Source organism: Bacillus sp. E214 (assembly GCF_008087365.1).
Classification (GTDB): Bacteria; Bacillota; Bacilli; order Bacillales; family Pradoshiaceae; genus Pradoshia.
Window position 1 is genome coordinate 206,147 of record NZ_VENN01000002.1, and the last position, 24,062, is coordinate 230,208.

Annotated in this window: 23 protein-coding genes; 20 read left to right on the forward strand and 3 right to left on the reverse strand. The window is 36.2% G+C overall.

What is annotated here, in order from left to right; translation table 11 throughout:
* Nucleotides 1–211: 211 nt before the first annotated feature.
* The 12 genes from FHY47_RS10295 (at nt 212) to fabZ (ending at nt 10,962) form a co-directional block, all read left to right on the forward strand.
* The gene (locus FHY47_RS10295) at nt 212–445 is read left to right on the forward strand and encodes a DUF1146 family protein (protein ID WP_066103265.1); all 234 of its coding nucleotides are present in this window, start codon (nt 212–214) and stop codon (nt 443–445) included.
* 87 nt (nt 446–532) lie between these two features.
* Complete coding sequence (locus tag FHY47_RS10300; RefSeq protein ID WP_066103262.1) at nt 533–1,243, forward strand: YwmB family TATA-box binding protein; 711 nt, start codon at nt 533–535, stop codon at nt 1,241–1,243.
* Nucleotides 1,244–1,275: 32 nt separating this feature from the next.
* Nucleotides 1,276–2,577, forward strand: a complete 1,302-nt coding sequence (murA, locus tag FHY47_RS10305) for a UDP-N-acetylglucosamine 1-carboxyvinyltransferase (protein WP_066103259.1) — start codon at nt 1,276–1,278, stop codon at nt 2,575–2,577.
* Between the two features lie 384 nt (nt 2,578–2,961).
* Entirely contained in the window at nt 2,962–3,135 is a 174-nt protein-coding gene (locus FHY47_RS18935) for a hypothetical protein (protein ID WP_175354248.1), read from the forward strand.
* Nucleotides 3,136–3,237: 102 nt separating this feature from the next.
* The gene (gene spoIID / locus FHY47_RS10310; protein ID WP_066103256.1) at nt 3,238–4,257 is read left to right on the forward strand and encodes a stage II sporulation protein D; all 1,020 of its coding nucleotides are present in this window, start codon (nt 3,238–3,240) and stop codon (nt 4,255–4,257) included.
* A 159-nt stretch (nt 4,258–4,416) separates the two neighbouring features.
* Nucleotides 4,417–5,253 carry a stage II sporulation protein SpoIIQ gene (gene spoIIQ / locus FHY47_RS10315; protein WP_066103298.1) on the forward strand — a complete coding sequence of 279 codons (837 nt, stop codon included), beginning with the start codon at nt 4,417–4,419 and terminating at the stop codon, nt 5,251–5,253.
* Nucleotides 5,254–5,592: 339 nt separating this feature from the next.
* A complete protein-coding gene (gene spoIIID / locus FHY47_RS10320) occupies nt 5,593–5,859 on the forward strand; it encodes a sporulation transcriptional regulator SpoIIID (protein ID WP_139892089.1) in 267 nt (88 codons plus the stop codon).
* A 189-nt stretch (nt 5,860–6,048) separates the two neighbouring features.
* The gene (gene mreB / locus FHY47_RS10325) at nt 6,049–7,050 is read left to right on the forward strand and encodes a rod shape-determining protein (RefSeq protein ID WP_066103249.1); all 1,002 of its coding nucleotides are present in this window, start codon (nt 6,049–6,051) and stop codon (nt 7,048–7,050) included.
* A gap of 744 nt (nt 7,051–7,794) precedes the next feature.
* Nucleotides 7,795–8,628 carry a flagellar hook-basal body protein gene (locus FHY47_RS10330; RefSeq protein WP_140461885.1) on the forward strand — a complete coding sequence of 278 codons (834 nt, stop codon included), beginning with the start codon at nt 7,795–7,797 and terminating at the stop codon, nt 8,626–8,628.
* A 38-nt stretch (nt 8,629–8,666) separates the two neighbouring features.
* Nucleotides 8,667–9,512, forward strand: coding sequence for a flagellar hook-basal body protein (locus FHY47_RS10335; protein WP_066105706.1), 846 nt, complete (start codon nt 8,667–8,669; stop codon nt 9,510–9,512).
* Nucleotides 9,513–9,524: 12 nt separating this feature from the next.
* Nucleotides 9,525–9,812 (forward strand): DNA-directed RNA polymerase subunit beta, encoded by a 288-nt coding sequence (locus tag FHY47_RS10340; RefSeq protein WP_066105709.1) that lies wholly within the window; start codon nt 9,525–9,527, stop codon nt 9,810–9,812.
* A 715-nt stretch (nt 9,813–10,527) separates the two neighbouring features.
* Nucleotides 10,528–10,962, forward strand: a complete 435-nt coding sequence (fabZ, locus tag FHY47_RS10345; RefSeq protein ID WP_148630391.1) for a 3-hydroxyacyl-ACP dehydratase FabZ — start codon at nt 10,528–10,530, stop codon at nt 10,960–10,962.
* Nucleotides 10,963–11,084: 122 nt separating this feature from the next.
* Here fabZ and FHY47_RS10350 read toward each other — a convergent pair whose 3' ends face one another.
* Entirely contained in the window at nt 11,085–12,137 is a 1,053-nt protein-coding gene (locus FHY47_RS10350) for an SDR family oxidoreductase (RefSeq protein WP_148630393.1), read from the reverse strand.
* Between the two features lie 356 nt (nt 12,138–12,493).
* Between FHY47_RS10350 and FHY47_RS10355 the strand changes: the two genes are divergently transcribed.
* Nucleotides 12,494–12,910, forward strand: coding sequence for a hypothetical protein (locus FHY47_RS10355; RefSeq protein WP_148630395.1), 417 nt, complete (start codon nt 12,494–12,496; stop codon nt 12,908–12,910).
* 34 nt (nt 12,911–12,944) lie between these two features.
* Here the strand turns inward: FHY47_RS10355 and FHY47_RS10360 are convergent, their stop codons facing one another.
* Nucleotides 12,945–13,358 carry a YwpF family protein gene (locus FHY47_RS10360; RefSeq protein ID WP_148630396.1) on the reverse strand — a complete coding sequence of 138 codons (414 nt, stop codon included), beginning with the start codon at nt 13,356–13,358 and terminating at the stop codon, nt 12,945–12,947.
* Between the two features lie 259 nt (nt 13,359–13,617).
* Here FHY47_RS10360 and FHY47_RS10365 point away from each other — a divergent pair, with 259 nt between their 5' ends.
* The 4 genes from FHY47_RS10365 to FHY47_RS10380 all read left to right on the forward strand — a co-directional run bounded on the left by FHY47_RS10365 (nt 13,618) and on the right by FHY47_RS10380 (nt 17,871).
* Nucleotides 13,618–13,731, forward strand: coding sequence for a single-stranded DNA-binding protein (locus FHY47_RS10365; RefSeq protein ID WP_148630399.1), 114 nt, complete (start codon nt 13,618–13,620; stop codon nt 13,729–13,731).
* A gap of 566 nt (nt 13,732–14,297) precedes the next feature.
* The gene (locus FHY47_RS10370; RefSeq protein ID WP_187393468.1) at nt 14,298–14,867 is read left to right on the forward strand and encodes a TnsA endonuclease N-terminal domain-containing protein; all 570 of its coding nucleotides are present in this window, start codon (nt 14,298–14,300) and stop codon (nt 14,865–14,867) included.
* On the forward strand, nt 14,864–16,936 hold the full coding sequence (locus FHY47_RS10375) for a Mu transposase C-terminal domain-containing protein (RefSeq protein WP_148630404.1): 2,073 nt from the start codon (nt 14,864–14,866) through the stop codon (nt 16,934–16,936). Before FHY47_RS10370 ends, FHY47_RS10375 begins: the two co-directional genes overlap by 4 nt.
* A 5-nt stretch (nt 16,937–16,941) precedes the next feature.
* A complete protein-coding gene (locus FHY47_RS10380; RefSeq protein WP_148630406.1) occupies nt 16,942–17,871 on the forward strand; it encodes a TniB family NTP-binding protein in 930 nt (309 codons plus the stop codon).
* Here FHY47_RS10380 and FHY47_RS10385 read toward each other — a convergent pair whose 3' ends face one another.
* On the reverse strand, nt 17,872–19,278 hold the full coding sequence (locus tag FHY47_RS10385; protein ID WP_148630408.1) for a TniQ family protein: 1,407 nt from the start codon (nt 19,276–19,278) through the stop codon (nt 17,872–17,874).
* A gap of 93 nt (nt 19,279–19,371) precedes the next feature.
* Between FHY47_RS10385 and FHY47_RS10390 the strand changes: the two genes are divergently transcribed.
* The 3 genes from FHY47_RS10390 to FHY47_RS10400 all read left to right on the forward strand — a co-directional run bounded on the left by FHY47_RS10390 (nt 19,372) and on the right by FHY47_RS10400 (nt 23,876).
* Entirely contained in the window at nt 19,372–20,970 is a 1,599-nt protein-coding gene (locus FHY47_RS10390) for a TniQ family protein (RefSeq protein WP_148630410.1), read from the forward strand.
* A gap of 315 nt (nt 20,971–21,285) precedes the next feature.
* Nucleotides 21,286–22,356, forward strand: coding sequence for a hypothetical protein (locus FHY47_RS10395; RefSeq protein ID WP_148630412.1), 1,071 nt, complete (start codon nt 21,286–21,288; stop codon nt 22,354–22,356).
* A gap of 14 nt (nt 22,357–22,370) precedes the next feature.
* A complete protein-coding gene (locus FHY47_RS10400; RefSeq protein ID WP_148630414.1) occupies nt 22,371–23,876 on the forward strand; it encodes a hypothetical protein in 1,506 nt (501 codons plus the stop codon).
* Nucleotides 23,877–24,062: the final 186 nt, after the last annotated feature.

Genomic DNA, 24,062 nt, shown 5'->3' on the forward strand with positions numbered 1-24,062 from the left:
TCTAGCTATTAACAGGTGTTATGTTGTAAAATAATATTATGCGTGCCTAAATATGTCTGTTTATTACATTATTTGATAGAATCCGTTTATTTCATACGATTTAGATTCTTTTTGTTAGAAAATGTCGATAATTTGTAGAAAAAGAGGAACGGTCCTTTTAAATATGGTACACTGAATTCGTATATCTTTAGTTTTGAAAGGAAAAAAGACCATGAATTCATTCGGAATGCAAGCTTTGCTCAGTATTGTGAGTCATTTGTTTTTTATAGCTGTTACATGGTGGGCATTACAAGCGCTGCACTTTGATAAGCTGCTGAGAGCAGGAAGAGTATTTCAGGCAAGAGTGCTGTATATATTGCTGACCATTACCATCGGTTCAGCAGTCAGCGGATTTTTTCTTGATTACTGGAGTTATGCTCAGCAATTAACGAATCTCTTTAATTAACCGAAGCTGTCAGAAAGTGACGAACGGATTTCTGTATGCATATGATTCCCTAAGGTAAAACTAAGGCAATAGGGGAGAGTGGCATACATGAAAAAAGTGATTCTTTCAATAATTGTTGGTTTGATGATTTTATATGTGGGGAATAAAACGACAGAAGCATTGGCTAAAAGCGACTTGCTAATGATTGCTGAGGGTATAAAGCGTGTCGATCCAGCAGCAGAAATAACGGATTGGATTGTTTTGGCCCGAGCAAGTGTTGATAATCAATTTTCTGAAGTGGCGGCTGACATACAGACTGAATATACCAATTATGTTTGGAGCGAAGATTCCAGCAGCAACGGAAAAACATTGGTTGGTACATATCTGAATGAAAAGTTGAATATTACCTCGAAGATTAAAATCATGTCCAGTGATTCACAAAAAACAGTTCTAATTACGAGTATAGAAGGGACTGAGTGGACACGTGGACAAGTTGATTTTATCCAAAACTGGCTAAAAAATGGGACAAAGGTCATGTTTAAGGACCCCCCTCACTATTTCTCTTGTATCAAAGGGATAACCGGTGCTAATATGGATAAGGTTCTACTAAAAAACTGGATGAATGAATATGAAGCTAAGTCAATGGAAAGTGCAATAGAAAGTAATTTTATTTCTGTTGCTGCAAAAAGCAATCAATTTAAGAATATGATGACCAATGGAATGAACCTCCAACTGGCCTTTCGAGATATCAGAGAGGATCAAAAGAACAGTGGGACACAGTTTACCATTGGCACACCGATAATAGCATTTGAATACTAATATAGAGATATTGAACGCGGAGGGGAATAACTTTGGAAAAAATCATTGTCCGCGGCGGAAACAGGTTAGAAGGTACAGTTCGTGTAGAGGGTGCAAAAAACGCCGTTTTACCTGTATTAGCTGCAACATTATTAGCAAGTGAAGGAAAAAGCGTTCTTAAAGACGTTCCGGAGCTATCCGATGTATATACAATTAATGAAGTAATCCGAAATTTAAATACAGAAGTCACTTTTAGCAATAATACTGTAACAGTGGATGCCTCAAAGCCATTAGCAGAAGAAGCGCCGTTCGAATACGTTCGTAAAATGCGTGCTTCAGTCCTTGTAATGGGATCTTTATTGGCTAGAAACGGAAAAGCTCGCGTCGCTTTACCTGGCGGCTGTGCAATTGGTTCACGTCCAATTGATCAGCATCTAAAAGGGTTTGAAGCAATGGGCGCTAAAGTGAGAGTCGGCAACGGTTTTATCGAAGCTGAGGTTGATGGTCGTCTTAAAGGTGCAAAAATCTATTTGGATTTCCCAAGTGTAGGAGCTACTGAAAACATCATGATGGCTGCTGCATTGGCAGATGGTGTCACTGTATTAGATAACTGTGCAAAAGAACCTGAAATTGTGGACCTGGCTAACTATTTGAATAAAATGGGTGCAAAGGTTAAGGGTGCAGGAACAGCTACAATCCGTATTGAGGGTGTAGAAAAGCTATATGGTACTGAACATTACATTATTCCTGACCGTATTGAAGCTGGAACTTTCATGGTTGCTGCTGCAATTACAGGCGGAAATGTATTGGTGCAAGGTGCAGTAATGGAGCACTTATCCTCTCTTGTGGCTAAAATGGAAGAGATGGGTATTACAATCAAAGAAGAGAAAGATGGCCTGCGTGTAATTGGGTCAGATAGCATGAAAGCAGTAGATATTAAAACAATGCCGCATCCAGGGTTCCCGACTGATATGCAATCTCAAATGATGGCATTGTTGTTACGTGCCAATGGAATAAGCATGATTACTGAAACGGTCTTCGAAAACCGCTTTATGCATGTAGAAGAATTCCGTCGCATGAACGCTGATATTAAAATTGATGGCCGTTCTGTTATAATTTCTGGAGAAGCAAACCTTCAGGGAGCTGAAGTAGCAGCTACAGATCTGCGCGCAGCAGCAGCCTTGATTTTATCCGGACTTGTTGCTGACGGTGTCACTCGGGTAACAGAGCTTAAGCACTTGGATCGTGGATATGTGAATTTCCATGGTAAACTTGCTGCGCTTGGTGCAGATATCGAGCGTATTAATGAATCCTCTGAGCAGGAAGAATCTACAGTTATTGCGGAAAACGCGTAAATTTTAGTGCGTTGAAAGCCAGACAGAAATGTCTGGCTTTTTCGTTTTCACGAAAAACGGTGGACAATTTATTGGTTACCTTTATATAAATATCAACGTATATAGAGTTACCCACAGGTGTATAAACAAATTAACAACAAGTTATTCACAATTGTAACAGGGTTATCAACAGCCTTATCCACATAAATGGGTGTGAAAATAGCTCTCCAACATTTCAAACCTTTATTTTTCAAGTTTTTTTAAAGATTTTATTAAAAATATTGGTCGTTCACTAGTTATCCACAACTTTATACACAATTCCATCACTTCTGGGGGTAACTCACTAAATAATCTGAAATTTTGATAGACTATAATTGATAAAATAAAGGAAAGGAGATTTTTAGTTTGAAAGACATAAGCGTATCGACCATAATAAAACTTATTTTAATTGTTTGCTTAGCGGTTTTAATCTTTAAGGTAGCTAAGATTTTATTTGATGTTTTATTGTTTGGAATCATTCTATATATTTTATTTAGTCTTTACAGAAACTATGAAAAGAAAAAGAAGAATCATTCCTAATAAATAGTTTGCCCCTCTTAACTATTTATAGACATATTCATATAAGAGAATTCATACATATGAAGTGTTGGACAGTTAACTGAATAGAGGGGAGACTACTATATGAAGCATTGGAAACCGATTATTTTTGCTATTAGTCTTGTTGCAGCCGTTACTATTATGATTCCCACACTCCTGGTCGCACCTTTTAATGATGATGAAGCAGAGGCTGAGCAGCACGTGTTAAGGGAACCGAAACAGCAGCCGGAGAAAAAGGCCGAGATACAAACAACCATCCAAGTGTACAGAAACACTCAAAAGACGGTGGAGGCTGTAGATTTGGAGGAATACGTAGCTGGTGTAGTTGCGGCTGAAATGCCTGCTAATTTCGAGTTAGAGGCATTAAAGGCACAAGCCCTGACAGCCAGAACGTTTATCGTAAAGGCACTTACAGCCACAACGAAGAAGGAAATTCCAAAGGGTGCCGATATAACGGATACTGTGAATGATCAGGTCTATTTAAATGATAAAGAGTTAAAAGCTGCCTGGGGAAATAAATATCAAACGAATATGCAAAAGATTAAAGAGGCCGTTTCCGCAACGAAAGGGCAGCTTTTAACCTATAAGGAAGAATTAATTACTCCATCTTTTTTCTCAACCAGCAATGGATACACCGAGAACTCAGAAGATTACTGGCCGAATGCACTTCCATACCTGCGCAGTGTGGCCAGTCCCTGGGATGAGAAATCCCCAAAATATTTAAGCGAAACAACGATATCGTTATCAGAGTTTGAACGTCTCCTAAATGTGAAGGTTGCGAGCAAAGAGGATGTTGGCAAGATAATTAGCCGAACAGAAGGAAATCGAATTGGAGAAATCGAGATAGGCGGTAAACGTCTCACTGGTAAAAAGGTAAGAGAGCAGCTTGGCCTTAAATCAAGTGATTTCTCCTGGTACAAAAAGGGCGACCAAGTTGTAATCACGACAAAGGGCTACGGTCATGGAGTAGGAATGAGTCAGTATGGAGCGAACGGAATGGCACAGTCAGGTAAATCCTATAAGGATATCATCTCCTACTATTATAAAGACGTAAAAATATCACAGGCAACAGCCTACCTGCCTACGTATACAGCGAAGAAGTGAACTGACCAGAGCCTTTGTATAGGCTCTTTTTTATTTTCTTCTTATAAATAAATTATTTCATGCATAATTTCAGCTTGTTTTACAAAAGATATAAATTTTTTCACCGCCCATGTATATATTTTCTGAAAAGTGTTCAGAATGATGACAGAGGTGATGAAAATGAGAGAGGAAGAAAATAAACGATCTTCTCAGTCAAAAGTAAAAAGTATAATGAAAAAGCGTTGGTTTTTGCCGGCAGTTTATATTTTTAGTGCAGCGGTCCTTTTGACAGGTATTTTAGTTTATCAAGCAAGCGATAATGAATTTACGCAAGATCCATCTGAGAACAAACAAAACATTACGTCTGAAAATAATGAGCCATCTATTGAAGTGAACAATTCGCTGGAAACCTTCACAATTCCAATGAGCGAGGCAGAGTCTGCTGTCATTAAAAAGGAATTTTATGATGTGGATGGAGATACAAAGCAACAGGAAGCATCCCTTGTTGTCTATAATAATACGTATCAGCCTAACACAGGAATCGACTATGCCATGAAGGATGGAAAAGGCTTTGATGTTACGGCTTCTATGAGCGGAAAAGTGAAAAGTGTGCAGGAAGATGCATTACTCGGTAACTTAGTTGTTGTTGAGCACGATAAAGGGATAGAAACTCATTATTCCTCCATTAAGGATATTAAAGTAAAAGAGGGAGACAACCTTAAACAAGGTGAAACCTTTGCCAAAGGCGGAACAAGTGCTATTAATGAAGAAGCTGGCACCCATGTCCATTTCGAAGTGAGAAAAGATAATGTTGCTGTCAACCCGTTAGAGTATCTTGATAAACCAATCAGTTCTTTGAAAGCTGAGAAAAAGGAAGCCGATACAAAGGCTAAAGATTCAGCTGATCAAGAAAAAGAAGAAACAACTGAAAATCAAGATGATGCAGGTAATGAAACATCTGAGGACTCAAATGAGAATCAAGAGTCCGATCCAAATCAAGAACCAGGTAACGAATAAAGAAAATGCCTTCAGGCTCTATTGTCTGGAGGCATTTTTTTCGACGTATTGCCTGTTATTTCTCGGGAAATAGTGCAGGAAAAAAAGTTGTCGAATAGGCTTAAATGGCACGAAAACCAAAGAAGTCTTGTCCTTATTGCATGTTTTGTGCATAAAAGTGGAACCAAGCTAATAAACTTTTACAAACCTGACACATAGAGAATGCAAGAGGTGAAGACTCGTTAAATCTATCAGGAATCCAAGACAATGAATTACTCATTCATAAAAATACATACTAAAGGCTGCAATACAGCGAATCAACATCTCGTACTTCTCAAAAAAATAGGGAGGGCGAGGGAATTGCACGATTACATCAAAGAAAGAACTATCAAGATTGGAAAGTATATCGTGGAAACGAGAAAAACAGTTCGCGTAATCGCGAAGGAGTTTGGTGTATCCAAAAGTACTGTCCATAAAGATCTAACTGAACGACTGCCAGATATAAATCCGGAATTGGCTAATGAGGTTAAGGAAATACTTGATTATCATAAATCAATCAGGCATTTAAGAGGCGGAGAAGCAACCAAGCAGAAGTATAAAAAAACAGAGGAAGAGCCGGTTCAGTAATTGAATAACAGGAGGAAGGGGCCGGAGGAAATCAACGGCCTTTTTAATTTGAGTCATATTCCCTACACTGTTCCTGAATATGGCAGATTTTTTGGTAATATAGTTCCTTTTGTTCTACAAAATATGATAAAATTTTTAATTAGTACAGTAGAAGGAATTGTAGAGTTCCTTGAGGAGGATAATTAGGTTATGTTTTCGAGAGATATTGGAATCGATTTAGGTACTGCAAATGTACTCATTTATGTAAAGGGTAAAGGAATTGTGCTGAATGAGCCATCTGTCGTAGCCTTGGATAAGAATACTAATCGTGTATTAGCTGTTGGAGAAGAAGCACGCCGTATGGTTGGCCGTACTCCAGGACATATTGTTGCCATTCGACCGCTTAAAGATGGAGTGATTGCTGACTTTGATGTAACGGAATCCATGTTAAAATACTTCATTAACAAATTGGACGTAAAAGGATTCTTATCAAAACCACGTATCTTGATTTGCTGTCCAACTAATATTACAAGCGTTGAACAAAAAGCGATTCGTGAAGCAGCAGAGAAAAGTGGCGGCAAAAAGATTTACCTTGAGGAAGAGCCAAAGGTAGCGGCAATCGGCGCAGGTATGGACATCTTCCAACCAAGCGGTAACATGGTCATCGATATCGGCGGAGGCACAACTGACATTGCCGTATTATCAATGGGGGATATCGTTACATCAGCATCCATAAAAATGGCTGGTGACAAATTTGATGCCGAGATTCTAAATTACATCAAACGTACATACAAGCTTTTAATCGGAGAGCGTACAGCTGAAGATATAAAAGTGAAAGTTGCGACCGTTTTTAAAGGTTCCCGTAATGAAACTATTGATATTCGCGGACGTGATATGGTGACAGGGCTACCAAAAACCATCACAGTTGGTTCAGAAGAAATCGAAGAGGCATTACGTGAGTCCATTCATGTCATTGTTCATGCAGCAAAATCTGTGTTGGAGCAAACACCTCCAGAACTATCCGCTGATATTATTGATCGCGGAGTAATTCTAACAGGCGGCGGAGCTCTGCTTCACGGCATGGACATGTTATTGGCTGAAGAACTAAAGGTACCTGTATTAATCGCAGAAAATCCAATGGATTGCGTAGCAATAGGAACAGGTATGATGCTTGATAATATTGATCGAATCACTCGCCGTAAATTAGTATAATCACCAGGCAATATAAAACCAGTTCAGTTGATGAACTGGTTTTTTTATATGTATAAAGGGATGTCCTCTGTTGGAGGGCAATGCCGTGCATGGGAATGATTCATCTATGCTGCGACCTGTGCCTGTGTAAAGGTGGGTCATAGGTAAGTGAAAGGTAGGTGAGAGGTGTAGTAAAGCAGCTACAGTCCGCCTATGCCCTGGCTATGAGGCACCTATACCCGGGTATAGGCCGGTCAAAGGTAGGTGAAAGGCAGAGGAAAGCAGGTATGGTCCACCTATGCCCTGGCTATGAGGCACCTATACCCGGGTATAGGTCGGTCAAAGGTAGGTGAAGGGTAGAGGAAAGCAGCTATGGTCCACCTATGCCCTGGCTATGAGGCACCTATACCCGGGTAAAGGCCGGTCAAAGGTAGGTGAAAGGTAGAGGAAAGCAGCTACGGTCCACCTATGCCCTGGCTATGAGGCACCTATACCCGGTTAAAGGCCGGTCAAAGGTAGGTGAAGGGTAGAGGAAAGCAGGTATGCCCCGCCTATGCCCTGGCTATGGAGCACCTATACCCGACCTATGCAACACCTCTACAACATCTCTCCTTCCACACAACTCCAGTTAACACTACAAAGTCCACATATACTCCCCCTATGTCGAGAGAAATCGGTTTTTAGGAAAAAAGTCCGTATCTTATAAAATTATTCCCTATATAATGGTAATATGGGTGTTTGTTAGGCCTATTTGGGGGTGGAGAAATGTTTAAAGGATTCTATACAGCGGCATCCGGTATGCTGGCTCAGCAACGCAAAACGGAGCTGCTTGCAAATAATTTAGCGAATGCCAATACGGTCGGATATAAAGAGGATCAAGCGAGTGTACGCTCATTTCCAGAAATGCTGCTTAGCAGTTATGAAAAAGTGAATCTTCCCGTTGAGGAATCAGTATCCATCAATCATTCAAAATATGTGGGTGCATTGAACACGGGTGTTTATGTACAAGAGACTATCCCGTCTTTTTCACAGGGTGATGTTAAAACAACCGACAATACTACGGACATGGCTATTGTAGATCAAGCTATGCCTATTGATCCTGAAAGGAATCAACCGGGTACGGCCCTGTTTACAGTTGAGACTCCTGATGGCTTGAGATATACACGAAACGGGAATTTTACATTAGATGGCTCAGGCTATTTAACAACTGCTAACGGTTATTATGTCCTAGATGAGAATAGGGAACGTATCCTTTTAAACTCCGAAAATTTTGCGATTAGTTCTCAGGGTGAGATATCTGAGGGAACATTGAATAGAGGACGAATTGGAATAAGCTTTAGCGCTACTCCAACGGCACAGCTCATCAAGGAAGGCGATGGATTATACCGGATCAATGAAGGAGAGCTGCCTTCTGCCTATACATTAAATAATGTTCAATTTGCTGTTCAACAAGGTTCTATTGAACAGTCCAATGTGGATTCATCCAAAACAATGACTGATATGATGGCTGCCTATCGTACATTTGAAGCCAATCAAAAGATTGTACAAGCCTATGATCAAAGCATGCAAAAAACTGTCAATGAAATAGGTAAGCTGTAATCGATAAAGAGCTGAATTGAAGAGGAGGGTAAATAAGGATGAATCGAATGATGATAACCTCATCAAATACTATGGGGCAGCTGCAAAAGAAGCTAGAAACAGTTTCGAATAATATCTCAAATACTTCGACGACCGGTTTTAAAAGAAAAGAAACCTATTTCTCAGACATGCTCGCTCAGGAATTCAATAATCAGGAGCGAACTGAGAAGGAAAAAGGCCGATTGACGCCAAATGGTATTCGAGTGGGTGTTGGCGCAAAAATGAGTCAGTCTCAGCTTAATTTGGCACAGGGTAATCTGCAAAAAACGGAACGTGACTTGGATGTCGCCCTTACTAATGAGAATTTATTTTTTGCCATTCGCACGGCAGATGGCACTAGCAGTGAGCTTGGTTACACAAGGGATGGGGCTTTTTATCTTAGTCCAGCTTCTGATGGATCTAATCAAGTGCAATTGGTAACTTCAAATGGCAGTGCAGTATTGGATGAAAATAATCAGGAAATTAGGATAAATGGTAATCCTAGTGACATAACATTTACAGATAAAGGCCAGCTAAATGTCACTACTGAAAATGGGACGCAATCATTTAATCTGGGGATTATCTCCGTCAAGAAGCCGCAATTTATGGAAATGATAAATAATAATACTTTCACTCTTCCGAAAAATATGGCACAATTGGATGTATCAGAAAACGACATATATACCCAACTAACCGGTGCTTTTAGAGAAGGAATTTCTATGGTTCAAGGAAACTTGGAGCAATCTAATGTCGATATTAGTACTGAGATGACAGAAATGATGCAAACTCAGAGGTTATATCAATTTCAATCACGAACGGTTAGTATGGCCGATCAAATGATGGGGTTGGTCAACGGTATTCGTTAAAGGAGTAAAAGAATGCAAGCGTTGGTTAATAATAAAAGTGAGCAGACTGAGTCTGAACCAAACAGTCGAATAGATAGAAAAAAACTGGGTAATGATCAAAAAATCAAAATCCGGTTAGTGCCACTTTGGGCTCGTATTATAATTGTCCTTGTGTTGACGATGATGGCCCTTGTTGGTGGAGCCATGGTTGGCTATTCCGTTATGGGTGATGGAAAAGCAATGGATGTTTTTAAGAAATCTACATGGACTCATATCGTTGATTTGGTCAATAAGGACACGACGGAGAATAAAGACAAATAATACGGGCAGGAAGGCAAGATATATCCCTTCCTGTTTTTTATTAGGTAGGAGAAGTTTGATGAAAAGTGGTCTTACCACTTTCGCGTCTCATTACACTTGCTGCTGGCCTGCAGGACGTGGCGCATAAGTCGTCTCAGCTTTTTAGTGTAATCCAGCTTCAGGGTCTAGGATTTCAGGACATAAGATATAGGTCATGAAGACGTTGCCACAGGACGTGGCGCATTTAGTCTTCGTTCCTTGAATAAGGCCCTTCAGCTTTATAGTGTAATCCAGCTTCGACGGCTAGAAGCTCAGGACATAAGCATGGCCTCTGCAGGAGGAAGAACACCTCCTTCCGATGTCCTGTCTTATGCTCCTCGCGAGCCTACAGGATGTAGGTCATGAAGACGTTGCCACAGGACGTAGCGCATTTAGTCTTCGTTCATTGATTAAGTCGTCTCAGCTTTTTAGTCGATCCAGCTTCAGGGCCTAGCCGCTCGAGGTTGTAAGGATAGCCACTGCGGGAGAAGAGCCTCCCTACGTGCCTCTCCTTACACTTGTCGCGGCTGACCAAGGCCCTTCAGCTTTTTGATGTAATCCAGCTTCGACTCCTAGCTCCTCGAGACATAAGTGTAGCTGCTGCGGGAGAGAAAAGACGCTCTCCCTACGCACCTCATCTTATGCTTTTCGGAGCTGGGCAGTCGTCTCAGCTTTTTAATAATAAGGGGGAAATTATATGTTAGATGTTCAGCAAATTAAGGAGATTATTCCGCATCGGTATCCGTTTTTGTTGGTTGATCAGATTTTGGAGGTTGATGAGGGGAAGCGGGCAGTTGGTGTTAAGAATGTGACGGCAAATGAGGAGTTTTTTAATGGTCATTTTCCGGATTATCCGGTTATGCCGGGGGTGCTGATTGTGGAGGCGCTGGCACAGGTGGGAGCGGTGGCTGTTCTGATTAAAGAGGAAAATAAGGGCAGGCTTGCTTTTTTTGCCGGTATCGATAAATGCCGCTTTAAGAGACAGGTGCGTCCTGGTGATCAACTGCGTTTGGAAGTAGAATTGACGAGAGTACGCGGTCCGATTGGAAAAGGAATTAGCAGGGCAACTGTGAATGGTGAGCTGGCTTGTGAAGCTGAAATAACATTTGCTTTAGGCGATCAGAAATCCTGAATTCCTTAATACTCACGTAAAAAATAAAAAAGCAGAAGGGCCAAAATGTACTGGCCTTAAAAGTTAGACAACAAACAACTTTTAAGGGGCAGTTCACATAAATAGCCTTTCTGCTTTTTTGCCTACTTATTTTGCATGAAGGTAGCCAATAGGCAAGCACCGATTCCGGCTGCCAGTACGGAAGTTAGGACTGGGTGTTTGGATGCTTTTACATAATAGCTTGTTTCGCGGATCCAGCCTTTATTGGTGCCGCGTTCATGCAATCCATATCCAGCTTTATACAAGGCGCTTTCCTCCGGTGGGTTGGAGGGACGGTCATCGTGCTGTGTATGATACATAGTCTTTTCCATAAATTTATCAGTAAGCCTTGGGGCAAACCGGCCAAGCATAGCCAGGAGTTTAGCCTGAGATCCAACATACATATCGCGTTTTGGATGCTCTGCGGCAAAAAGGATGGCCTCGGCTACTGTTTCAGGTGCATAAATCATCCCTATATGGGTCGGCTGCTTTTCCAGATAACTACGAGCGTGCTCATTGTAAGGTGTGTCAATTCTTCCGGGATGAATGAGTGTCACAGAAATCGGCGCATTTTCCTTCTCGAGCTCCATCCGCAGGTTCTCCGTCCAGCCGTGTAAAGCAAATTTTGCGGAAGAATAGGTTGACTGAACAACAGTTCCCCTATCGCCGAAGAAGCTGCCGATATTAATAATGGCACCTGGGCCACCACGTTTTTTATAATGCTCGACCGCGATTCTGGATCCGTATACGACACCCCAAAAAACAGTATCAAACATGCGGCGCATATCTTTTATGCTGACTTCGGTTGTTTTTCCATAAATCGAAACACCCGCATTGTTCACCCATGTATCAAAGCCGCCAAAATTCAAGATGGCTGTTTCAGCAATTTTAAGGACATCCTCTTCAACACCAACATCTGCATCAACCCAGACTGCTTCATGCCCCTTGCTTTTCAATTCGTAGACTAATTCCTGGAGGGCATCTTTATTCCGGGCTGCCACAACAACCTTGGCTCCTTTTTCAGCTGCCATACGTGCCGTAACAAGCCCAATCCCACTAGAAGCACCAGTAATAACAATTACCTGGTCTTTCAGCTCCTTTAAATGGAGTCTGTCCATAGATTGATCTTTCATCTGTTCGACTTTTTTTATATCCATAAAGTATTCCTCACTTATGATGTATGCCTTTTACCTTGAGGCCTTTATGCAAAATGCTTTCAGGAACTCCGGCTGTATTAGTATGAACCATCCATACAATAAAAATTAGGGTAAGCATCAGCTGAAATAAGGAGCGAACACATTTACGGTGAAGGGAATTTTCACAAATACGTTTAGAATTTACCTGTTTGTGTTATTAAAGGAATATAGGCTAGTGTAAAAGCACTGGCACGTGGATAACCATATCACTTCTCCCTATTTGAAGGCCCAAATGTTTGGGCCTGCTTTTTTTTGCTCCATCATAATCTGCCCTCTTCTGGGTAATCTAAAAACAGACCTGATCAGGTCATAAAAGTTTGAAAGGAGCATGCCGAATGCAGAAGTTTTATAAAGCGATTATGGGGGTTGCGTTGGCATCTGTGTTAATGGTGGGGTGTAATAATAACGATGACAATAACCCGCCTCCAGAAGGTAACAACAACCATGAGCAAAATAACGGTACGAACGATAATAATGGGATAGATACGAACGAAAGTACAAAAGATAATAATGGTACAAATGGTAACAACGGAACGAATGGTAACAATGGTATCAATCGTAACAATGATAATAATGGTATGAATGATATCAATGATAATGGTTCCGATCTAGATAGTGGCAATTTAGATACAGATGTAAGAGAAGATGGGGATAGAATCAGGAACGATGCAGATCGAGGCGCAGACGATATCCTTGATAACAACAATAACAATGGTAAAGATAAAAATAAGTAACAAGTTTAAGCTGGCGAGGTAATCTCGCCAGCTGTTATTTATTACTACCCAGGCCTTCTTTAAAGGCGTTTTTTAAATCCTCACCATTATATCCTTCATCTACTAGTGTATCCAATAGGAATTCAACGGCTTCTCTTCTGCGATTGCGAATCTTTGCCCGAAACAGGATGCTGGCGAATTGATCCATCTTGCGGACATCAGCGATAGTTGCATCGAAGTAGGCAGGGATATTATCCTTCTTTGTGATGATACAGCTAACGGTAAGCTTGTCAGTATCAGCAGTGATTTCCTTGAAAAGATTGAAATGTTCATAATCAACGACTGCCTCAATAAGCCAAGTGTTAGCCTCATTTTCTTTATTAATAATTAATCCGTCGAGGATATGTAATTCGGTTGGATTCTGATTGTCTGGAAGTAACTGCAAGGAAACTAACTTAAAGGTTTTCATCAACTTACCTCCACTTTTAAATTAATATATGTTCATTATAGCATGGTAAAAAAAAGAAATAATATTTATATTGTTTGTCGAAGAGTTTGTTAAATAATTCACAGATTATAAATATTGATTACAAACACCATATTTATATATTCAAAAAGGAAATTTGAGTGAAAATCTCCCTCTAAAGTCCCAAATCGCCTCTTTTACTTTTAACCATAATTCTTTTATGATACCTCTGTAGGTTAAATAAAAGAGAGGTGAAGTTGGTATGTTAAATCAGGTTGCGCTTGTTGGAAGGTTGACGAAGGATCCTGATCTGCGTTATACACCGGATGTGGAATTTAAGATAAAATGTCATGAGTTTAAAGATAAATTGTCATAATATTTTTATATATTTTGTCACATACTCTAACAAATAAATCGCTAAATTCAGGGGATAAAGCCACATTGGTTATAATATATTGAATTCTCTTTTAACCATTTTATAGCGGAATAGAATTTATTAAAAAATGTCATAATTAGAAGGGGATATTCTCATATCTGTGTTATTGCACCTAGATTCCTGAATTCCATTTTGGTTACATTAAAAAAGTCGCAACGTATTAATTGCAACTTTCAAACGCTTTTTTAAATATGTGAGTAACTTTCACCACTTAATGGAATTATTTGCTAATAATAAAAGAATGTGGTTATAATACTTTCTGTTAAGTGTGTTCCTTATATAACACTATGTTGATAATTTATTGAATAGGGGCAGAATCTTTGGAATCTAATTACTGGTGTAATAAAGATTGGATATATGAAGACAATTTATATTCAGCGAAGAGGCTTATTAATAATAAACAGAGTAGATATATTAACCATATGAGTGGTTATTTTTATAGCCCTAAATTGAAACGATCAGTCGGTTATGAGTCATTATGGGGGGAATGTTTATTTTATTATTGTTTGGAATTAGATAATTCCGTAATAAGATACTATGAGCAACCAATTAATGTACCAATATCTACATTTGATAATAACTCTATGGAAGTTAAAATGTGGTACCATGTGCCCGATGTACTGGTTTTTAGGAGCGGTCATAAACCACATCTATATCAAATTAAAGGGATGAAAAAAGATTCACAATCCCAGAATATATTAAAAGCTTGCTTGGAGTTATGTGCTAATAAGAATTGGGACTATAGCATTGTATATCCGAAAGAGCTTCCTGAGATATTAAAATCAAATGTAATTTTATTATGGAATTTTAGTAAAAAACCAAAGAATTTTGAGTTTATTCTAGATGAAGTATTATTTAAAGTTCAGCATTTTGGTGAGATTAAAATTGAGGATCTAGCCAAAAGTTTCACAGGGAAAATTGATTTTAGATTTGTCCTACCGCTAATATATCATCTAATTTTTAAAGGGGATTTATATGTAAATCTAATGCAGCCAATTAACAATAGAACAATTGTAAAACCAGGAAATATAACAACTATGCTTTCTGATTATTACATAAAGGAAGTGGTTAATTGAGAACTAGATTTTTAAAAATTGGAGATGAATTTACATACTACGATATTAAGCACGTTGTGTTTGATATCGATATCAGCGGTGTATCTATACAGCGGTTGGATGGTGGTAACAAGGTTCACAAGGTTAATTACCACACGTTAGTAACAGATTCGAGTTTTAGATTAGTTGGAGAAATCCAGAAGGAGTTAAAAAAAGAAACGGAAAGAACAATTGTATCTCAATTAGATTGTTTGACACCGGAGAAACGGGACAAAGTATCATCTAAATATGAAATGATAGCTCCCATTCTGTTACATGAAAATATCAAAGATGGTGACTTGGTATCTAATTATGCATTTAAGGAGCGATACGCTTATTTATTATTTGATGATGAATCACCCTTGAGTATTTCGAAAGAGAAGTTGATTGACCGTATCTCCAAAGAGTACAACAAATCAACTAGGCAAATTAAAAGGTATTTAGCAGCATATAAGAATGCAGAAGACAATTTTCCAAATCATGGTTTGGAGGGGTTGATGGATAAGCATTCAATCGTAAGGATTGTTAGAACTGATGAAAGAGCTATAAATATTTGCCATCCGAAATACCCTGAGAAAGTATTAGGGGTAATTTATAGTAGGCTAGGTATAGAGTATGACGAGATTATTAAAGAAGCTATAGAAAAGCATTATTTAAAAAAACGAAAAATCACAATTGCAAATTTACATGAGCAAATTGAAATAATGTGTCATAGCAAAGGAATAAAATCGATTGGATACGACACTGTATATAACATAATCGCTAATCGATTGGATGATAAGATTAAAGATATTTATAGAAAGGGTAATATTGAAGATTACCTTGAGCATAGTAGGGGGTTTGCCAATCAATTCGCAAAAGCACCATTGCATATAGTAGAAGTAGATCATACAAAACTTGATATAGATATTATCGATGAAAATAGTGGAGCTAATTTAGGCCGTCCCTGGGTCACTATGGGTATTGATGTTTATACAAGAATGATTTGGTGCATGCATATTTCTTTTGAAGATCCCTCTGCAGATAAGGTGAGAAAAGCTATACAACACGGTATATTCTTTAAAAAGATTAAGGAGAAATATAACACGGTAAATGAATGGGAAATATCGGGTATACCCAAAATAATTTACTTCGATAATGGAACAGAATTTAAAAATACTTCTATTAAAAGAATGGTGGAAGAAACTCTTCAGTCCCAAGTGATGTACCGTCCAGTTGCAACCCCAAGATATGGAGGAGTAATAGAAAGATTTTTTGGCACTATTAATAAAAACTTTATTCATAAACTGGCTGGAACAAGGAAAAGTAATACTGTTGAGTTAGGAGAATATGATGCAGAGTCAGAAGCGATATTTACCTTAGATGACATTATTGAATTATTAACCGCATATATTGTCGATGTATATCATCATAGTATACAGAGGGGGTTACCGCATGACTACCCAACACCAACGGCAAGATTTTATCAAGGTATAGATACATTAGGTTATCCAGAGTTTATATCGCAGGAGGACGAAGCTTATTATAGTTTTGAATTACTTCCTACTGATAGCCGAAAGTATTCTCGGGACGGGATAAGATTTGGTAATGTTTTGTATGCATCTCCAACAGCATCCAATTTAATTAGAAAAAATGGCGAGAAGTTGAAAATAAAGTATGACATTGATGATATATCGAGAATATTTGTGCTTGATCCAGTTAGCAAATCATATTTAGAGTTAGGAGCTGTAAATCCTCCTGTAGATCAAATTATCGGTATGAACAGAAAGATGTATAATACGATACTTCAACATCTTAGGGAGTTAGGCAAAATAACAATGTCAAAGATACCTGGTTCAAGGGACATCTTAGAAGCAAAAAGGTTGTTAGAAGAGAGGACTAAAAAGAAAATAAAGAGAAATAAAAAGGCAAGGAAAGATGCAATTAAGCATGGTCATACTTTGACATTAGGTATTCCTGATAACGAATCGAGTAATATAAAGAAAGAACCTTTAACTAGATTAGAAATTTTGGCAAATAAATTTAACGCTGAAAAGGAAGGTAAAAGGTAATTATTTTGAATAAATACAGAGATTTTCAAAGAAGGATAATAAACTTATATGTTGAACACCCAGAAGTGAAAAGAATTTGGGAAATGCTTGATAAAAGAAGGAAGTATAGGGCATTAGGTATCGAAAATGAAGCTTTTGAATCTCCCTTACATCTTTTTATACAAGGAAAATCTCGAGTAGGAAAAACACAAATGATGAAAAAGTATGCCAGGTCTTCCCAAAGAAAGTTGTTAATAGAGGAAGATGGTACTGAAGTAGCGATTGTGCCGGTAGCATATATGGAGATGCCAAGTCCATTTACATTAGTGGGTTTCTATAGTCAAATTTTAAACATGGGGCTTAATGTACCTATTATAAATGGAAGTCCTAAAGTTTATGAATTAGAAAATAGAGCCATTACTCTTCTAAAAAGGCAAAGAGTTGAGATGCTTATAATCGATGAGATGGATTATGTTATTAATTCTACATATGTAAATAGAAATCAAGTTATGGAACAGATAAAGAAAGTAGCAAATATGACTGATGTATGCCTGGTCTGTGTGGGAACACCTGCCATTGAAGATTTGAGAAAACTCAGTGACCAACATGTTGGTAGGTATGCGCCAGTTACAATTCCTTGGTTTAAAGAATTTGATGATAGCTTTTTGTATTTATTAAAGGATATTGAACACCAACTAGCTAGTGAAATTCCATTAGGGTTAGCTGATGAAAATAGTTATTTACCAGAATTATTACATGAACTTACCGGAGGATTGATTGGTTGGTTAAAACCAATTTTACGAGAAAGTTTTGATTTGTTGGGTGTTTTTGATTCTGATTTTAATGATTTTCAAATACTGAGCAAGCTAGACGGAAATATTTTATTAAAGGCTCGGGAGAATGTGATTGGCCAATTAAGTGAAGATGAAGTAAATAATTTTTTAGAGAGGCAATAATCATCGTAATAACCCATTCTGAAAATTGTTACTGAAAAAATAATAATATGCTTCACTAATACTCAAGTTATAGGATTTTTTTAATGATTTAACGAAACTTACTTCGCCCTTAAAATCAATATTAATATTTGTATATGATATCTCCTTTAACCGTGTATGATCTATTTTTAGATAAAAATCAATTAGCGCTATAGGTATTAGATTTTGTTGTGATAAGTAACAAATTATTTTGGTAAGCTTAAATCTACTTACTTTCACATATTCTGCAATAAATACTTGAGTTTGTCTCTGCAATAATAGAGGCAAAACTTTCCGATATCCTATATCTATTAGATCTCCATATTCTTCCCATAAATTATTGGATTTATTTAGTCCAAATTTCAAAAAACACTTTGTGCAATGATATATATTATTATGCGTTTTTGAACGAGTATTGTATTTTTGTAAATGGAAATCTGAGTTAAAATTTGTACACCACGGCGAAAGGCATTTTATATATTGTGTACGTTTTAAATATGCTTCTAACGAAATAAGAAATGAGATTGGAATCTCCATGCTTATCAACTCAAGGAAGTCTATATTCTGTTGTCTCAATACCTTGAGAAACTCCATCAAATTGATGAATAAAGAGTTGTCTTCGGCTGAATTTGTAGACAAAACGGTTAAGAGTTTGTATTTTATATCTCGGGAAATATACTGTACATCATGTGGGTTGAAAACTCTACTTCTATTAGTACATATATAAAGAAAGATATGAATTAGCGATGGTCCGCTAGAGCCTCCCCAATTAAAGAATAGATTATTATTGGGGTCTAATAAAGTTAATAATTGGTGATGGAGCTGTTCCTCTCCCTTTTTTGAGCATGGAAAATATACTGATTTTCCTTTTAAGCTACATCCACAATAGCTACATAAACCCAATATTAATGTATCGTGATAATAAGGTTGAGGAGCTGTGCAATGTGGACAGAAAATCGATAGTTTACAACCATGTTTACTACAAGTATTTAAATCGGTAAATTGCCAATCTAATTTAAAATAAACATCTTCATATAAACATTCAGGACAAAATTTCCTATATTTGATTACTAAAACCTCAAATAGGAAAGACTGTGAAAAGTTTTTTAATAAATCCTGTTTATGAACAAACTTATTTGAAATATTCACGTATGATAAGCAATCAAAGAAGTTGGAGTCTCTTCCAAAAAGGGAACAAGTATTATTGATGTCTAAAATACTTTCAGGATTAAAATCAATTTTATGAAATGCTCTAGAATCAATATTTTTCTTCCGGGATTTAAAAATCGGTAGATTAACAAATTTCACTTGATTTTCATTGCATGTTCTCATTAGCCAACTAGTTAAAGATTCCCCAGCTTTTACACTTGGAATAATACTCAACTTCATTATAATCACTCCCTGAAAACATGATTAGCAATTAATAGGGGATTTATACGGTTTAAAGCAAATAATTAGGTGTTTTAATAAAGAGGGAGCACTATGATGGAGTCGTTATCGATCAAACCAAAACTTTATAAGGGTGAATCTTTATCCATTTACTTATTAAGGGTTGCTGAAAGCAATTATATTGAATTCTATTACTTAATCAAATTCCTAAAAGATAAAGAATATCATAAAGTAGGCAGCTTCAACTATTGGATAATAGATTTATATCCAAAGTTAATTTTAGATTTCCCATTTTTACTAAATTGGCTCAAATTACAAGAGGATGAGTTAACATCATCGCTACTCTATTCGGTCTATAACAAGATAGTAGATGAAGATGATATGGCTAATGCAGTGGATTTTAATTTGAAGATAAAGGATTATTATGATACTAACCACAGGAGATATTGTTCGGAATGTCTTATCGAAAATGGTCGATATATGATGATATGGCAATTAACCGATCTCCCATTTTGCAAAAAACATAATAAAAAAATCCACTCTGAATGCCCCAGTTGCGGATTTAATCAACCGTTATTAGCGCCATCATTATTAATTTATGAATGTTTTAAATGTAATAAATCTTTGCTAAATAATACTTGTCCTTCAGAAGATAACAATATTGGAATGGATATCATTATTGATACTTGGCATTATTTATTAGATCCGAACCAAGTGATAACTATGAAAATTGAAGCATACAGTTTAGAAGTATCGATAGCGATTAAGTTTTTATATGTTCTACAACAAAATCATAAACAGTCATTTAAACAACTTGAATCTTTATATGGTCATATAATGATTAAACGATTGTTAAAAATAGCAAAGGGAAAAAATAAAATGGGTAGATTAAATATCCCATTCATATTAGATATTGTTGAAAAAACAAATATTAAGTTAGATCAATTAAATCAAGTTATTGTAGATAATGAATTCATTAAAAAACACACTACGATAAATAATGTATTGGAAAACACCATCGGAAACTGTTTGTCTCCGTGGTGTAAATCATTTAAATCAAACATATCTATGATTAACGTAAAGAAATCTATGTATATTCCTATTCGAGAATTAAAAAGTGCCTGGATATGTAAGGATTGCTTTATGAAATATGGCTATAAAAGGGGGGAGAAAGGTATATGGGTAACAGTAACGGACGATTTAAAAGATATTTTAATATTCATTGATAAATTTGATTCCAAGACATCATTAAAAATAAATCAAGATACGATGAACTATAGCTCTACAAGGTTTAATTATTTACTTGGCTATTCTATAGTCCATAAACTAGTAAACTATCATGTTAGAATATCTCTCCCTCCAGATAAGGAGATTTTGAAAGGTTATAAAAGCTTTTTCGGTAAGAGAAATCTGCGGAGGAATATATGTGAACTACTTGGAATAAGTATAAGAGAATTTTATATAAGTTTTCATAAAAGAAAAATACAGGAATATGTGCATGTTGAATATTTCGCAAACTTGGAGAAAACAATTAAGAAAAGATTGGTGTTTGAAATAAAACAATCGCTACAGTTGAATCAGCCAGTGATACCAGATGAGTTATTTGAAAAACTGGATATAAGTAAAATTGATGTAAGCAGATATAAGTTAAGAGCATATGTTAACAGTTGTCTAAAGTTATATAATCATTAGATATATTTAAGAATATTAATGATATCAGCTTAAAAGATATGGGAAGTAAAGAGACGATTAAGTATAATTGTCTCTTTTTTTGTAATCGTTTATAGCGAGAGGATCTAGTGTATGTATTTGATATTTTTTGGTGAGATAAATGTAACGTTAATCATTGTAATTCATATTCCTGTGCAACTTAGTTGGACTACATATATTTCCAAATTTGTCTGTTTAATGTAAAATAAAAGTATGCTAGATAAAGGTTTGACCCCGTGATTTTCCATTTTTCATTAGCCAACTGACTGAAAATTTATTGCTGAGGTGATTACTAAAATGAATACGGTACAGAGTGGCGTCGGAAATACGTTAGTATATTTCACTGTCCATCAGATAGAGAATGAAAAAGACATTCCAACTAAGGTGGAAATTGTTACAGATGATGGTGAACAATTTACTAATAAATTATTTATGCAAGACTTAAATGCTAAGAATAAACGAGGTTATAAATTTGCTAGGGAAACCTCAGAGGTAGGTAGAATTATCACTGACATTGTTAGTGAAATAGATAATCCGGAGTTTTTATCAATATTTGAGGCTAAAACTGACTTAATAGCTGAAAGGTTACTTGATGTTCAGAAACGAAGAATTCAAATGTCTCCTGGTATTAAAGCGCCGAAAAAGGGAAGTCTTGTCATTATTTTTCAGAAGTTACCCGATAGAATAAATATTTTGATTTCAAAAATTGAACAAGTGCTATTCTTAAGTCTTGAAGAATTTGTATACCGGTCTGGCTTACCAGATGAAAATGCAACACAGAAGACATGTTCAATAACTTATCAATTAGAGGATGATGAGTACCGTTTATTGGATATTGTAGTAACAGATACTAAGTCGAAAATTTCAGTATACTGGTATGATGATTTCTTGGAACTTAAAGAGTTAACGTGTGATGAAAGTAACACTTTAGGTGCTTTTACCGCTATCGAAAATGTATTGAGTAGATATGTTAAGAGGAAATCTAAAAAAGATTATACTGATTTAAGAAATCTGCTAGTAGGTTACTTCCAAACTAAGAAGTCATTCAGATTAGATGAAATGGTGGAGTATGTAGTGGGTGACTATGTCCCTGAAAGTGAGAATGTCAATATTAGTGAGTTAAAAAGAAGACTAGTCGCTTTACCTGAATCTAAAGGATTTGATTCTGCTTTTAATATTATCGCTTCACAAGTAAAGTCTAGATTCAAACGCTCTTATAAGATATCGGACAAAATAGAGCTTCGTACATCCGATTATATTGAGGATATGCGTAATGTAATTATTGCAAAAGAGGATGAAGATTTTGGTGAAAAAGTATTAGTAATAAAAGATATTGATGAAGATATATATAACACATTTAAAAGATAGAAGGTACTCAATTTATGAAAAGTGCAATTCTAGAGTTATTTGATAGGTACACATCAAATATTAATGTCCGAAGATTTAAGGAAGATTTTGAATCCTATATGGTTTCCTTAAAGTTGGAAAACATAGTGAGTGAATTTAATTGGGGGCATTTAAGTTCAATTCTGGAATTTGTAAATAGCAGAGATACCCTTTCTTTAAGAATTAAAGTAGATGACGGAGAACCATATTCTTATCAACTGGTAGATCCAGATGAAGCTCCCGCTAATTGGTTTAATAATCTTTGTAAAAATATCGATGATGAAAGTATCGTAGAGATCGAATATGAAATTACAAAAAAGAGAGTGAATTCATATTTGTCAATATACGATTTAGATTTATTTATTGAGTTTATGAAGAAGCAAAAATTAATGCATATCTTAAATTATCTGGAAAAAAATATTGAATACTCCACTACTAATATATTTGAATTACAAAATACTAATGAACCACAAGTATATTTTAGAAGTCACCTGATAGTTTTTTCAGCATCTGCGACAATTATAGAGGATGAAGAACTCATTACTCAAAATGATAGGTCAAAGTTATTGAAAAGAAGGGAACTTAATTCAAATTCAATGGGGTTTTCAAAGGTTAAATTCATACCGGAAGATTTTAAACATAGTGAAGATAACAGTGCTGAAACATTTGGGTTACTTCCTTTTTTTGATACATTGAAAGTAATCTTAGCTTCTACTTTTATTTCTAATATTTCTAATGTCACTGCTGAAAATAATGGCATCAAATTATCATTTGTTGGACATAAGTATTTAGAGGTTGAAACAGATTATGATGGTTTAAACAATTTTGAAGCGACTACATTCTATGACATATATCGATGGATATATAGAGATGATGAAATTCATGATAAGTTAGATCTGGCTCGAAACATAATTACGAGATACTTCATTAGTACATCTAAAAAATGGTCTTTACCGCAAGAAACATTGAGTTCCATACAGTCAGCGCATGCTATTTATCTTAAAGAAAATGTAGAAAAATATATTGAGACTAAAAATAAAGTGGCAGAAATTACAACAGAGCTCTCTGTGAAAAGTAGAGATATTGCTCAATACTTTATCTCGAACTTTAAAAGTAACAATTTAACGCTATTATCATTTTTTATTTCTATTTTTGTTTTAAATTCTTTGTCTGACGATTTTGGAAAAGAGATCTTTAATAAAGAGATATCTTATTTTTCTCTGGCCGTGCTACTAGTATCAACTGTGTATTTGGTATTTACGCGGAAACAATTATATAAGGAACAAAAAAGCAATATCAGGTATTTTTACTCAATGAAAAGGATATATCGGGACATTTTCGATAGAGAAGAGCTTAATAATTTATTCCATAAAAGACAATTTAAATATAATTTAAAGTTGGTAAATCAGACTGCAAATTTATTTACATTTCTTTGGTTCATTGAAATTATAGTATTGTTGGCAATAGTAATAGTATTCGGATTCTTCGACCCCTTTAAATAACATATTTAAATACAAGTAGCCTATTATATGACAAATAAATATAAAGAAAGTGACAATAATATATTAAAAAAAAGCCTAAATCTGGGCTTTTTTTATGACAAAATATCTTAATAACCACACGGATGTTTGGATATGTACAGATACAGCCACTATTGAAGTGTGATTTTTTTATCATAATAAAATCTA